Annotated in this window: 12 protein-coding genes and 1 pseudogene; 9 read left to right on the top strand and 4 right to left on the bottom strand. The window is 62.9% G+C overall.

Annotated features, from left to right (window positions below):
• Window positions 1-70: 70 nt before the first annotated feature.
• A complete protein-coding gene (locus tag ACFX5Q_RS21410) occupies window positions 71-619 on the top strand; it encodes a YbhB/YbcL family Raf kinase inhibitor-like protein (RefSeq protein ID WP_404281262.1) in 549 nt (182 codons plus the stop codon).
• A 50-nt stretch (window positions 620-669) separates the two neighbouring features.
• Here the strand turns inward: ACFX5Q_RS21410 and yghU are convergent, their stop codons facing one another.
• Complete coding sequence (gene yghU / locus ACFX5Q_RS21405; protein ID WP_404281261.1) at window positions 670-1536, bottom strand: glutathione-dependent disulfide-bond oxidoreductase; 867 nt, start codon at window positions 1534-1536, stop codon at window positions 670-672.
• A 248-nt stretch (window positions 1537-1784) separates the two neighbouring features.
• Between yghU and ACFX5Q_RS21400 the strand changes: the two genes are divergently transcribed.
• Window positions 1785-2687, top strand: coding sequence for a S1C family serine protease (locus ACFX5Q_RS21400; protein WP_404281260.1), 903 nt, complete (start codon window positions 1785-1787; stop codon window positions 2685-2687).
• A gap of 202 nt (window positions 2688-2889) precedes the next feature.
• Here ACFX5Q_RS21400 and ACFX5Q_RS21395 read toward each other — a convergent pair whose 3' ends face one another.
• Window positions 2890-3501: a hypothetical protein gene (locus ACFX5Q_RS21395; RefSeq protein ID WP_404281259.1), complete on the bottom strand. Its 612-nt coding sequence runs from the start codon at window positions 3499-3501 to the stop codon at window positions 2890-2892.
• Window positions 3502-3707: 206 nt separating this feature from the next.
• Between ACFX5Q_RS21395 and ACFX5Q_RS21390 the strand changes: the two genes are divergently transcribed.
• The 7 genes and pseudogenes from ACFX5Q_RS21390 to ACFX5Q_RS21360 all read left to right on the top strand — a co-directional run bounded on the left by ACFX5Q_RS21390 (window position 3708) and on the right by ACFX5Q_RS21360 (window position 9515).
• Entirely contained in the window at window positions 3708-4307 is a 600-nt protein-coding gene (locus ACFX5Q_RS21390; protein ID WP_404281258.1) for a YdeI family protein, read from the top strand.
• 96 nt (window positions 4308-4403) lie between these two features.
• Window positions 4404-4640, top strand: a pseudogene (locus ACFX5Q_RS21385) (cytochrome-c peroxidase); the annotation flags it as partial.
• A 295-nt stretch (window positions 4641-4935) separates the two neighbouring features.
• On the top strand, window positions 4936-6144 hold the full coding sequence (locus ACFX5Q_RS21380) for an ABC transporter substrate-binding protein (protein ID WP_404281257.1): 1209 nt from the start codon (window positions 4936-4938) through the stop codon (window positions 6142-6144).
• On the top strand, window positions 6141-6941 hold the full coding sequence (locus ACFX5Q_RS21375) for an ABC transporter ATP-binding protein (RefSeq protein WP_404281256.1): 801 nt from the start codon (window positions 6141-6143) through the stop codon (window positions 6939-6941). The genes ACFX5Q_RS21380 and ACFX5Q_RS21375 overlap by 4 nt, the downstream gene beginning before the upstream one ends.
• Window positions 6934-7638: an ABC transporter ATP-binding protein gene (locus tag ACFX5Q_RS21370; protein WP_404281255.1), complete on the top strand. Its 705-nt coding sequence runs from the start codon at window positions 6934-6936 to the stop codon at window positions 7636-7638. The genes ACFX5Q_RS21375 and ACFX5Q_RS21370 overlap by 8 nt, the downstream gene beginning before the upstream one ends.
• 7 nt (window positions 7639-7645) lie before the next feature.
• Complete coding sequence (locus ACFX5Q_RS21365) at window positions 7646-8533, top strand: branched-chain amino acid ABC transporter permease (RefSeq protein ID WP_404281254.1); 888 nt, start codon at window positions 7646-7648, stop codon at window positions 8531-8533.
• Between the two features lies 1 nt (window position 8534).
• Entirely contained in the window at window positions 8535-9515 is a 981-nt protein-coding gene (locus ACFX5Q_RS21360) for a branched-chain amino acid ABC transporter permease (RefSeq protein WP_404281253.1), read from the top strand.
• 300 nt (window positions 9516-9815) lie between these two features.
• Here ACFX5Q_RS21360 and ACFX5Q_RS21355 read toward each other — a convergent pair whose 3' ends face one another.
• Window positions 9816-11573: an adenylate/guanylate cyclase domain-containing protein gene (locus tag ACFX5Q_RS21355; protein ID WP_192180011.1), complete on the bottom strand. Its 1758-nt coding sequence runs from the start codon at window positions 11571-11573 to the stop codon at window positions 9816-9818.
• Window positions 11574-11960: 387 nt separating this feature from the next.
• Complete coding sequence (locus ACFX5Q_RS21350) at window positions 11961-12593, bottom strand: tyrosine-type recombinase/integrase (protein WP_192180012.1); 633 nt, start codon at window positions 12591-12593, stop codon at window positions 11961-11963.
• Window positions 12594-12847: the final 254 nt, after the last annotated feature.

Here is a 12847-nt window from a genome sequence, read left to right as displayed (position 1 = left end):
AAGTTGCGCGTCGCCGGGCGGCCGTTTTGGCTAAACTCTGCGGCAATCCAGCCAGAAGGATAGGAATGCCATGACCGCGCGCTTTGGTCTCATCGCCCTTGTTGTTGTTGGCTTCGCCAACCAGGCGTCAGCCTTCGAGATCGCCAGCCCATCTGTATCGGACGGCAAATGGGACCAGAAATATCTCGGTGACCGCGCCGGCAGCTGCACCGGACAAAGCGTTTCGATTGCCTTGAACTGGAAGGACCCGCCGACCGGCGCCAAGAGCTATGCGCTTACCATGTTCGATCCCGACGGCGCAGGCGGCAAGGGCTTTTGGCACTGGCTGGCCTGGAACATCCCGGCGAGTGCCAACGGGTTGCCTGAAGGGGCTGGCTCGGAAGGCGGCAAGGGCCTGCCCAAGGGCACTGTGCTCGGCAAGGGCGGTGGCGGCCGTGCCGGCTATTTCGGCCCATGCCCGCCGTCCGGCAGCGGCACGCATCACTATGTCTTCACTCTCTATGCCATCAAGGCGGACAAGCTCAACGCCAAGGCGAACGCTTCCCCCGCCAGCATAGCGGCCGCCGCCAAGGCGCAGTCGCTCGGCACAGCGACGGTGACTTATACTTACGGGAAGTAGGGAGCCAATCTCCCCCTCGAGGGGGAGATTGGGAGCTTGGGCGCCTGGCCTTACTCCGCCGCGAGCTTGTCCTGCGTCTTGGTCTCGAAATCGCTGGCGTCGTGGCGTTCGTGCAGCTGCATGGCCGGGTCGCCGAAGGCGCGGTTGACCATGCGCCCGCGCTTCACCGCCGGCCGGGCGTCGATGGCGTCGGCCCAGCGCTGCACGTGCTTGTATTCCTGCACGGCCAGGAACTCGCCGGAATCATTGTACATCCGGCCCTTGGCGAGCCCGCCATACCAGGGCCACACCGCCATGTCGGCGATCGTGTAGTCGGGGCCGCCAAGATATTCGCTTTCCGCCAGCCGCCGGTCGAGCACGTCCATCTGCCGCTTGGTCTCCATGGCGAACCGGTCGATGGCATATTCGATCTTTTCCGGCGCATAGGCGTAGAAATGACCGAAGCCGCCCCCGAGATAGGGCGCGGAACCCATCTGCCAGAACAGCCAGGACAGCGCCTCGGTGCGCGCCGCCCGCTCGGTCGGCAGGAATTCACCGAACTTTTCGGCGAGATAGACCAGGATCGATCCGGATTCGAACACCCGGATCGGCTTCGGTTCGCTGTAGTCCATCAGCGCTGGGATCTTGGAGTTGGGATTGACCCCGACAAAGCCGCTACCGAACTGGTCGCCATCGTTGATGCGGATCAGCCAGGCGTCGTATTCGGCGCCCTTGTGGCCACGCGCCAGAAGCTCCTCCAGCATGATCGTCACCTTGACGCCGTTCGGCGTCCCCAGCGAATAAAGCTGCAGCGGATGCTTGCCGACCGGCAATTCCTTATCATGCGTCGGGCCGGCGATCGGCCGGTTGATGCTGGCGAAGGTGCCGCCATTCGCCTTGTTCCAGGTCCATATTTTCGGCGGTGTGTATTGGTTCATCGGGGGAGGCCTTGTGGTTTTCGACGGGGGGTCTTGGGAGGGTCAGCTTGCGCGAGGTTGGATGGGGCGGGTTTGGTTTATTCCGGTATAGATAGCGAAGGCTGCGGAAAGTTCAACTTGTGTTGAACTACTATCGATGATGTCGGCGCCGACTCCCTTCTCCTGTGCGGGAAGGAGGCCGCCAGCCCTTGCACCCCACTCAATCCGCCATACCTATGGAAAAGACCCGACCTAGCCAGGATGAACGGATGAACATCGATACCATTTCTCGCTCCGTCGTGGCCGTCCGCGCCACGATCCCGGACGACGCCTTCACTGCCGATGCGCTGGGCACCCGCCGCGAAGGCAGCGGCGTCGTCATCCGCGACGACGGGCTGGTGCTCACCATCGGCTATCTGATCACCGAGGCCGAGGAGGTCTGGCTGACCGACCAGGACGGCCGCGTCGTCCCCGCCCATGCGCTCGCCTACGACCAGGAATCCGGCTTTGGCCTGGTGCAGGCGCTGTCGCCGCTCGGCCTGCCGGCGGTGGCGCTCGGCGATGCCCACAGGGCCAAGCCCGGTGACGCCGTGGTGCTCGCCGACGGCATCGGCCAGCAGGTCCATGCGCATATCGTCACCAAGCAGGAATTCGCCGGCTATTGGGAATATCTGCTGGACGAGGCGATCTTCATTGCGCCGGCCCACCCGTCCTGGGGCGGGGCGGCACTGTTCGACGAGGATGGCAGGCTGCTTGGCGTCGGATCGCTGCGCCTGCAGATGAGCCGCGCCGGCGAGGTCGCCGATATCAACATGATCGTGCCGATCGACCTCCTGCCGCCGATCCTCGACGACCTCTTGACGCGCGGCCAGGTCGCCAAGCCGCCGCGCCCATGGCTCGGCGCCTTCTCGGCCGAGAGTAACGGCGTGGTCATGGTGATGAGCGTCGCCGAAGGCGGCCCCGCCGCCAAGGCCGGCCTGCGCCAGGGCGACATCATCTCGGACGTGCGCGACGGCGAGGTCGACGGCCTCGCCGACTTTTACCGCAAGCTGTGGGAAAGTCCGGCCGGCGCCGAAATCCCGCTCAGGGTGGTGCGCGACGGCCGTGAAACCTGGCTGCGGGTGAAATCGGCGGATCGCAACAGCTTTTTGAAGAAGCCGCATCTGCAGTAACACAACCGATCTCCCCCCTCGTGGGGGAGATGCCCGGCAGGGCAGAGGGGGGCGCGAAGGATCGCGGCCTGTGGCTGCTCCTCACCGAGAATCACGAGGGGGCAACTCGCCGACAGGCTGGCGGGACAGCGCCCCCCTCTGGCCTGCCGGCCATCTCCCCCACGAGGGGGGAGATTGGCAGCTTCGGCGCGGCGCTCCGCCATCACTCTCCACAAGCCGAAAACCCCGTGCCCGCGTTCCACTCGGCGAACGGGATGACCGCGCCCTCGACCGACACTTTCTTGCGCACCGTCTTGCCGTCAGGCTGCTGCTTGCTGCTTTTGCCCTTGCCGGTCAGCACATTGTAGTCGCAGCTGCTTTTGGAATTTTCCTTCAGGGCATCGTCATGGTCGTAGGCAAATCCGGCGACGATGAAGGCGCCTTCGCGCCAGGCGACGGTCAGCGTCTTGTTGGTGCGCTCGCTGCCTTGCGGCATCGCCGGCAGATAGAATTTTATCGAGCCGTTGGGCAGCGCGGTCAGCTCCGGCTCGGTGTCGGAGTTCTCGTAGCCCGGCCGGTCGTAGCCGTTCCATTCGCCGTAGACCTGCTCGCGCACCACGCCCGCCGGCTTGAGATAATTGTGCTCCTTATCCCCAAGGAAGAAATGCACGTCCATCGGGTCGCTGGGCTGGGTCTCGACGATCATCACCAGGTCGGTGGCGCCGTCGCGGTTGAAGTCGCCGGTGGCGGCGGTGATGATCTTCTGGCTTTCGATCGGTTCGGCCATGGTCGAGGTCGACAGCAACAACGCAAGCCCGAACAATATGGATCGCACGGCATTCCCCCGAATTGCAGTCTGCCTTGCCCGGCTTCGACCAACGGGGATGCAGCGCGCTTTGCGAACTTTCACGCCTGGAAACTGGCATGGGCGTCGGCTGCGGCGCAAGCCACTCCCGCAAGGTTTGCTACGAGGTTCCGCTGCTGCTTTATTCGAGGATGAGGAGGAAGGACGCTAATGCTCGCAAAAGGAAAATCCGCCTGATGGCGCCGGTCAAGGTCGACCACGACAAGGTCAGGGAATTCCGGGATCCGGAGAGCTTCTACGCCTGGCTCGGCCAGCATCACGCCACGGAGACCGAAGTCTGGATCAAGGTCCACAAGGTGGGTTCCGGCCTGCCGTCGATTACACCCAAGCAGGCCATCGACATCGTGCTGTGCTTTGGCTGGATCGACGCCGTACGCAAGAGCCTCGACGACATGAGTTACCTGCAGCGCTACACGCCGCGCGGCAAAAAGAGCATCTGGAGCCAGATCAATGTCGACAATGTCGCCCGCCTGATAGCGGAGGGCCGCATGACCGAGCATGGGTTGAAAGAGGTCGAGGCGGCCAGGGCCGACGGCCGTTGGGGCCGTGCCTATGCCAGCGGCAAGGACATGAAAATCCCCGACGACCTGCAGGCCGCCATCGATGCCGAGCCCAAGGCGAAAGAAATGCTGGCCAAGCTCAGCGCGCAGAACCGCTTCGCGCTCGCCTTCCGCACCCACAACATGAAGACCGAAGCCGGCCGCAGGAAGAAGATCGAGACCTTTGTCGAGATGCTGAAGCGCGGCGAGACGATCTATCCGCAGGGCAAGAAATAATCGCGGGCGGCTCGACCGAGAGCGCCCGCAACGGGAATGAGGCGCTACCGGCCGAGATCAAGCGCCGCCGTCAGGTCTCCCATCGGCGGCTGGTCGAAGCAAAGCTTCTTTCACAACGGCTACTTCCATTCGCTGCGCGACGCCGTCGCCTTCTACGCCACGCGCGACACCGATCCCGGCCGCTGGTACCCCAAGAATGCCGACGGCACCGTCCGCCAGAATGACGACCTGCCCAAGCCGGCGCTGACCGATGCCGAGATCGACGACATCGTCGCCTTCCTGCAGACGCTGACCGACGCCGACCAGCAGGCCGGCGCGCCGCCGGTGCAGTGAGCGGCCGGGATTATCACCGGCGTCGACGCTCGAGGGCCGGCAGGCCAGCGAGCAGCTTCACGCAGTCGTGACCGGCCGGCCGGGGTGACGCGCGGCATGCTACGAAAATAGCATTCTCGCACCTTGGGGTGGATGCTAGGGTCGCGGCCCGTGCACCCAAGGCACGCAGCGGCCCGCAAGACGGAGGCATACTGAGCGGGACGCCGGCCGTATTCTCAGCAAATCGGACGACACTGTTGAACCATCGTGACGCTGCCGCGTTTCCTGCGGTTGGCCACAAGGGAGGAAACCACCTGTGAAAGCATCCTATCTCGTCTCGGTCGCGTTGCTTGCGGCGACCGCCATGCCTGCAGCCGCGGGCGAAATCTCCGACGGCAAGGTCAAGATCGGCATCCTCAACGACCAGTCCGGCGTCTATGCCGATTTCGGCGGCAAGTGGTCGGTCGAGGCCGCCAAGATGGCGGTCGAGGATTTTGGCGGCAAGGTCCAGGGCGCGCCGATCGAAATCATCAGCGCCGATCACCAGAACAAGCCCGACATCGCCTCCAACATAGCGCGCCAGTGGTACGACACCGAGCAGGTCGATGCCATCATGGAACTGACCACGTCCTCGGTGGCGCTCGCCGTCCAGGGGCTTTCCAAGGAAAAGAAGAAGATCGACATCGTGACCGGCGCCGCTTCGACCGATCTTACCGGCAAGCAGTGCTCGCCCTATGGTTTCCACTGGGCCTACGACACCCATTCGCAAGCCGTCGGCACCGGCGGAGCGCTGGTGCAGCAAGGCGGCGACAGCTGGTATTTCATCACCGTCGACTACGCCTTCGGCTATTCGCTCGAGGGGCAGACCGCCAAGCTGGTTGAAGCCAGCGGCGGCAAAGTGCGGGGCGAGGTGCGTTATCCGCTGGGCTCCACCGACTATTCGTCCTTCCTGCTGCAGGCGCAGTCCTCCGGCGCCAAGGTCATCGGGCTCGCCAATGCAGGCCTCGACACCTCCAACTCGATCAAGCAGGCGGCCGAGTTCGGCATCGTCGCAGGCGGCCAGCGGCTGGCGGCGCTGCTGTTCACGCTGGCCGAAGTGCACGGGCTCGGCCTGCAGGCGGCGCAGGGCGTCGTGCTCACCGAAGGCTATTACTGGGACCGTGATGACAAGAGCCGCGATTTCGCCGACCGCTTCTTCAAGCGCACCAACCGGATGCCCAACATGATCCAGGCCGGCACCTATTCGGCGGTGACGCAGTATCTCAAGGCCATCGACAAGGCCGGCACCGACGAGACCGAAGCGGTGGCCAAGCAATTGCATGAGATGCCGGTCAACGACGTCTTCACCGCCAACGGCAAGGTGCAGGCCGACGGCTCCATGGTGCACGACATGTATCTCTACCAGGTCAAGAAGCCGGAAGAGAGCAAGAAGGACTGGGACTACTACACCTATCTTGCGACCATTCCGGGCGACAAGGCCTTCATGAAGGCCGAGGAAAGCGGCTGCCCGCTCGTCACCAAGTGACGAGCGCAACCGCCGCGACCGTCCGTCCGGACGGTGATCAGGACGTGCCGCGGGTGGTGCTTTCCGCCCGTGGCCTTCGGCGCGACTTCGCCGGCTTCGTCGCGGTCAACAATGTCGATCTCGACGTTCATCACGGCAAGATCCACGCGCTTATCGGGCCGAACGGCGCCGGCAAGACCACGATCTTCAATCTGTTGACCAAATTCCTGCAGCCGACCAGCGGCAGGATCGAGCTGCTCGGCACCGACATCAGCCGGACCTCGCCGGCAAGGGTTGCGCGCATGGGCCTGGTCCGGTCGTTCCAGATATCGGCGATCTTTCCGCATCTGAGCGTCCTCGACAATGTGCGCGTCGCGCTGCAGCGGCCGAGCGGGCTGGGCTTCCAGTTCTGGCGCTCGCTGTCAGCACTCGATGAACTGACGCCACGGGCACGCGAACTTCTCGGCATCGTCGGCCTCGATGACGCTGCGAACCGGCTCGCCGGCGATCTGTCCTATGGCAGGAAGCGCGTGCTCGAAATCGCCACCACGCTGGCGCTCGATCCGAAAGTGCTGCTGCTCGACGAGCCGATGGCCGGCATGGGGCACGAGGATGTCGGCACGATCTCGCAAATCATCCGTTCGCTGGCTCGCGACCGGGCCGTGCTGATGGTCGAGCACAATCTGACCGTCGTCGCCGATCTTTGCGACTGGATCACCGTCATGCAGCGCGGGCAGGTGCTCGCCGCCGGCGACTACGCGACCGTAAGCCAGGACGAGCGCGTCAGGATCGCCTATATGGGGACGGAGCATGAGTGAGCCGCTGCTTGCCGTGCGCGATCTTCACGCCTGGTACGGCGAAGGCCATGCGCTGCATGGCGTGAACCTCGATGTCTCTCGCGGCGAGACCGTGACCTTGCTTGGCCGCAACGGCGTCGGCAAGACCACCACGCTGCGTGCCATCATGGGGCTGGTCCGCAAGCGCACCGGCAGCGTCACTTTCAACGGCACGGACCTGATCGGCCTGCCGCTGCACCGCGTCGCCCGTCAGGGCATCGGCTTCGTTCCCGAGGAGCGCGGCATCTTCGCCACGCTGACGGTCGACGAGAACCTGATCCTGCCGCCGGTGGTGGCCAAGGGCGGCATGAGCGTCGACGAGATCTTCGAGCTCTTCCCCAACCTCAAGGAACGCCGCAACAGTCCGGGCACAAGGCTCTCCGGCGGTGAACAGCAGATGCTGGCGATTGCCCGCATCCTCAGGACAGGCGTGCAGATGCTGCTGCTCGACGAACCGACCGAAGGCCTGGCGCCGGTCATCGTCCAGCGCATCGGCGAATTGCTGGCGACCTTGAAGAAGCGCGGCATGACGATCCTGCTCGTCGAGCAGAATTTCCGCTTCGCCGCCCGCATCGCCGACCGCTTCTATTTGATGGAGCACGGCAAGGTGCTGGAGGGGTTCCCGGTCGGCGAACTCGCCGCGCACACTGAACTGCTGCACGAAGTGCTGGGAGTATGATGGCGCCATGACGATGATCTTCGGCATCCCCATCCAGGCCTTGCTCGGGCAGTTGCTGGTCGGGCTGATCAACGGCTCCTTCTACGCCATGCTGAGCCTCGGACTGGCCGTCATCTTCGGCCTGCTGCGCATCATCAATTTCGCCCATGGCGCGCTCTACATGCTCGGCGCCTTCATCGGCTACTTGCTGCTCGTCCATGTCGGCATCGGCTACTGGCCGGCGCTCGTCCTGGTGCCGGTCGCCGTCGGCCTGTTCGGCATGGCGGTCGAGCGCGCGGCGCTGTCGCGGCTCTATCGGATAGATCCGCTCTACGGCCTGCTCTTCACCTTCGGCATGGCGCTGGTCATCGAAGGCGTGTTTCGGTTCAATTACGGCGTGTCGGGAAATCCCTATGCCGTGCCGGCGCTGCTTGCCGGCGGCACCAATCTCGGCTTCATGTTCCTGCCCAACTATCGCGGCTGGGTGGTGCTGGCCTCGCTTGTCGTCTGCATCGGCACCTGGCTGCTGATCGAGAAGACCAGGCTCGGCTCCTATCTGCGGGCCGCGACCGAGAACCCCGAGCTGGTCCAGGCCTTCGGCGTCAACGTGCCGCTGCTTCTGACGCTCACCTACGGGCTGGGCGCCGCCCTTGCGGGACTTGCCGGCATCCTGGCCGCACCCGTCTACCAGGTCAGCCCGCTGATGGGGTCGGATCTCATCATCGTCGTCTTCGCCGTCGTCGTGATCGGCGGCATGGGCTCGATCCTCGGCGCCATCGTCACCGGCTACATGCTCGGCCTTGCCGAGGGCCTGACCAAGGTATTCTATCCCGAGGCGTCGAACCTCGTTGTCTTCGTCATCATGGCGATCGTGCTTCTGCTGCGGCCGGCCGGCCTGTTCGGAAGGGATGCCTGATATGAGCGAACTGACCCTTCAGGAAAGACGCACCGCTGCCTCCGTGCGGCTGGAATGGGCCCTGGTGGCGCTTGGCATAGCGGCGCTGATTGCCGCGCCGTTCTTCATCTACCCGATCTTCGTCATGAAGATGCTGTGCTTCGCGCTGTTTGCCTGCGCCTTCAACCTGCTGCTCGGTTACACGGGGCTGCTGTCCTTCGGCCACGCCACCTTCTTCGGCGGTGCCGCCTATTTCTGCGCCTATGCCGTCAAGGCCTGGGGCTGGCCGCCCGAGGCAGGCATCCTGCTCGGCATGGGCGGCGCAGCACTGCTCGGGCTGGTGATGGGCTTCCTCGCCATCCGCCGGCAAGGCATCTATTTCGCCATGATCACGCTGGCGCTGGCGCAGATGTTCTATTTCTTCTGCGTCCAGGCACCCTTCACCGAAGGCGAGGACGGCATCCAGGGCGTGCCGCGCGGCACTCTGTTCGGCATCGTCGACCTGAACGTCACGATGAACATGTACTATGTCGTGCTCGCCATCTTCCTGATTGGCGTGTTCGCCATCTGGCGCATCGTCAATTCGCCCTTCGGCATGATCCTGCGCTCGATCCGCGAGAACGAGAACCGCGCCATCTCGCTCGGCTATTCGGTCGGCCGCTACAAGCTCGCCGCCTTCGTCATGTCGGCGGCACTTGCCGGGCTTGCCGGTGCTACCAAGGCAATCGTCTTCCAGTTCGCCACGCTCACCGACGTGACCTGGCAGATGTCGGGCGAGGTGATCCTGATGAACCTGCTCGGCGGCATCGGCACCATGGTCGGGCCGGTCGTCGGCGCCGGCCTCGTCGTCGGCCTGGAAAACACCTTGGCCACTTCGGGCTTCCCGGTGACCATCGCCACCGGCCTGATCTTCATGGTCTGCGTGCTCGTCTTCCGCCGCGGCATCGTCGGCGAAATCTACGCGCGCTGGCTGGCGCCGGCGGCAGCCGGCAGAGACCGCTGACCGATCCCGAGATCGACGACATCGTCACCGAGATGGGTGGAAAGCGGAACGGCAGATTTCGGGGAAGCAGCTCAGGAAAGCAGACGTGCAGTTCGCTCGCTTCTATGTCTGTCATGGGCCGAGAGAGGACTGGCAGCTTCAAGACTCGAATCGTCAGAAGCGGACATTCAGCTTCTTGGGGGCATCGACGTGATTTACCCGAAGCCGACATCGCCCCTGGCTCTTCCCGCATTGCTCTCGATCGCGCAATTGCACCTTGCGCGCCTATCCCGATTGTCGGATCAGAATTGAAGCCAGTTGCTAGTCGGGCAATCCTGCCAAGCGCATGCATTCGATGAGGTCGTCAGCCATCTTGGGGTCAACAAACATTGGATTCTTCCGCAGGGCACGCAGCGAGTAGCGCGGAATCAGGCGGAGCAGCTCGTCCACGTAATGCTTGGCTTCCTTGGGGCGACCTTGACGAGCATAGGAACACGCCAATGTCACTAGCGCACCGAACAGAGCGGGATCTTGTTGAAGCCCCTTCTTCGAAACGTCGATCGCTTTTTCATAATCGCCGAGGAAGAAATAAGCGTGTCCCATCGCGTCATATAGCCAGGTTCCGCGAGAATCGCGTGGGTTGCCGCGTTCCGCTCTTTGGCAAGCAGCCAAGCCACCTTCCAAATCGCCACGAAACACCAGGGCATGCCCCAAGACCGCGTAGGCCTCGGCATAGTTCGAATTGAGCTCTATCGCCCGTTGGGCCACCCTGATGGCCTGCTCTGCCTCTCCGGTCACCGCCAGCATGAACGCCAGAGACTGATTGGCCTGCGGGTTTGTTGGCGCCAGGTGAACCGCCTTCTCCGCCCAGCGCCGGGCCTCTTCGAAGGCCAGGCGCGCCGGACGAATCCATCCGCGCAACCCGATGTGCACGTGGCATTGACCAAGCAGGGCGTGAGCATTGGCGAAATCGGGGTCGATCTCGATCGCTCTTCTGAGATCGGCAATCGCCGCTTCCACATCCTGCTTCGTCATCCTGTGATAGGCGGCGATCGCCCGCAAATAGTGGTCCCATGCACCGAGATCGTCCGGCCGTTTTCCTCGCGCCCGCTCGATCTCAGCCAACGTGATTTCGGGTCCGACTACCGACGCGATGCTGGCCACGATGTCGTCCTGCAACTCGAAGAGATCATCCATCTTGCGGTCGTATCGCTGTGCCCATACATGGCGATCTGACTCCGCATCGATCAACTGAGCGTTGATTCGCACGCGGTCACCGGCCCGGCGCACACTGCCTTCGAGAATATACCGGACCCCGAGCTCCCGCCTAATCTTCTTCACGTCAACGGCCTTGCCCTTATAGGTAAAGGCGGAGTTGCGCGCGATAACAAACAACCATTCGAAACGCGAAAGTGCCGTCGTCAGATCTTCGGATATGCCATCCGAGAAATACTCTTGGGCATGATCATCGGACATGTTGTCGAACGGCAGGACGGCGATCGACGGTTTGGCCGGCAAGGGAATAGGGCCAGCCGGTTGGCTCGACACGCTCGCCGCAACCACTCGATACGTCCGTACGGGATCTGCGATATTTCTTACCTGGTGAGTTCCGAAGTCCTGGAACCCGGCGTCGAGTTTGCCTTTTACCTGGTCGAAGGCCATGCCGGAGATACAGATGCCGCCTGGGTCAGCCAGCTTTTCAAGTCGCGCCGCGACGTTGACGCCATCGCCATAGATGTCTTCGCCATCGATGATGATATCGCCTACGTTCACACCAATCCGAAAGGAGATCGACGCGCTATCGGGCATTGCGAGATTTCGTTCGGCAACGCGGCGCTGAATGCAGACTGCACAGTCCACCGCATCGACCGCACTGGCGAACTCAATTAATGCTCCATCGCCCATGAGCTTCACCAGACGCCCTCGATACTCGGTGAGGATCGGGCTTATCAAGTTGCGGCGCAGTTCCTTGAGCGCACTCAGTGTTCCTGTCTCGTCCGCTCCCATGAGGCGGCTGTAGCCCACGACGTCAGCCGACATTATGGCAGCAAGACGCCGCTGAACGCGTTGCTTCGTCATTCCCTTCCGCCTCTGGCTAACGCTGGTCGCAAGTGTATCGCCCACTGCCTTGGTGTGTCTACGAAGGTCTCGTTTCCCCAAATTCGACAGGCCACCGCGCGATGCGGCGACTGGCGCGGATCCGTCAATCGGGCATGGTCCGCCGTGGAAGAAGGAGCGCGAGATGATCGCTGAGGTCGCTCATCGTAACCGGCGCCGTGTCTGGAACTGCTTGCCCAAACAGGTACATGCCGGGTGCCTCGACTACGCCGCCGTCGTGACGTGTCCGGCCTTTGCGACGACTTTAGAGAACGGCAGGTTTGACAAATGCCATGGCGCCTCTCGAATGTCCGAAACGCGGCGCGTGACGGCCCCCCGGGGCACGCCGAGAGGCCACTATGATTCTGATCAGATCTCAGTCCCTTCGGCGAGGGCAAGCGCATCTTCGACGTCCACGCCAAGATAGCGAACCGTATTCTCGATCTTGGTATGGCCGAGCAAGAGCTGCACCGCTCGCAGGTTCCCCGTCGCCTTGTAGATGATCGAGGCCTTCGTGCGACGTAGCGAATGAGTGCCATAGTCCTCTGGGCGAAGACCGATCGCTGTAACCCATTCATCGACTAACCGGGCGTACTGTCGTGTGCTCATGTGAGCAGAACAATCGACCCTGCTTGGGAAGGCAAAATCGTCGACTGTTCCGCCACGCCGCTCGAGCCACGCTAGCAAGCTCGATCTCGCGTCAGGCATCAACTCAAACTGGACAGGTCGTCGTGTCTTTTGCTGAATTACAATTGCACACGTTCGGATTTCTGGACCGACGACCAGGCTGCCGATCTTGATTTTCACCAGGTCGCATCCGCGTAGCTTGCTGTCGATTGCGAGATCGAAAAGCGCTCGATCGCGCAAGCGCCGTTCGCGATCGAGGAGGAATCGTATAGCCCATATTTGCCGTTGCTTCAGAGGTCGCTTCGCACCAACTTTCTTGCCGGCATTCCAAGCCCGTCGCTCCTGATCCGGAGGATCATACCGTGAAATTCCCATAGTTGTTTCTCCTTCGGCCACATTGGCCGAAAGGAAAACGAATTATGGAAGCGACACTCATTTTGGGCCGCTAGCGGACTGGCAGCTTCGAACCTCAGATCTTTAATTGCGGACCTTCAGGTCGATAGCGACCGCTGCGGCCCGTCGTGCCGTGGGTCGGGCTGCGCGATGCGCACACGTTCGGCCGAAGTCGCCTCTTGAGCTGTCTAGTCCCCGAGCGGCAGGCCACTGGAACGAAGGGCGGCCTTCTCGGC

Source organism: Mesorhizobium sp. IMUNJ 23033 (assembly GCF_044778005.1).
GTDB classification, from domain to species: domain Bacteria; phylum Pseudomonadota; class Alphaproteobacteria; order Rhizobiales; family Rhizobiaceae; genus Mesorhizobium; species Mesorhizobium amorphae_A.
This window is presented reverse-complemented; position numbering and strand designations above follow the sequence as displayed.

Bases quoted from the DNA above. Each gene is read 5' to 3' on its own strand.
- ACFX5Q_RS21360 (WP_404281253.1), top strand. From the start codon at position 8,535: ATGAGCGAACTGACCCTTCAGGAAAGACGCACCGCTGCCTCCGTGCGG.
- ACFX5Q_RS21370 (WP_404281255.1), top strand. From the start codon at position 6,934: ATGAGTGAGCCGCTGCTTGCCGTGCGCGATCTTCACGCCTGGTACGGC.
- ACFX5Q_RS21400 (WP_404281260.1), top strand. From the start codon at position 1,785: ATGAACATCGATACCATTTCTCGCTCCGTCGTGGCCGTCCGCGCCACG.
- ACFX5Q_RS21355 (WP_192180011.1), bottom strand. From the start codon at position 11,573: ATGACGAAGCAACGCGTTCAGCGGCGTCTTGCTGCCATAATGTCGGCT.
- ACFX5Q_RS21390 (WP_404281258.1), top strand. From the start codon at position 3,708: ATGGCGCCGGTCAAGGTCGACCACGACAAGGTCAGGGAATTCCGGGAT.
- ACFX5Q_RS21350 (WP_192180012.1), bottom strand. From the start codon at position 12,593: ATGGGAATTTCACGGTATGATCCTCCGGATCAGGAGCGACGGGCTTGG.
- yghU (WP_404281261.1), bottom strand. From the start codon at position 1,536: ATGAACCAATACACACCGCCGAAAATATGGACCTGGAACAAGGCGAAT.
- ACFX5Q_RS21410 (WP_404281262.1), top strand. From the start codon at position 71: ATGACCGCGCGCTTTGGTCTCATCGCCCTTGTTGTTGTTGGCTTCGCC.
- ACFX5Q_RS21365 (WP_404281254.1), top strand. From the start codon at position 7,646: ATGACGATGATCTTCGGCATCCCCATCCAGGCCTTGCTCGGGCAGTTG.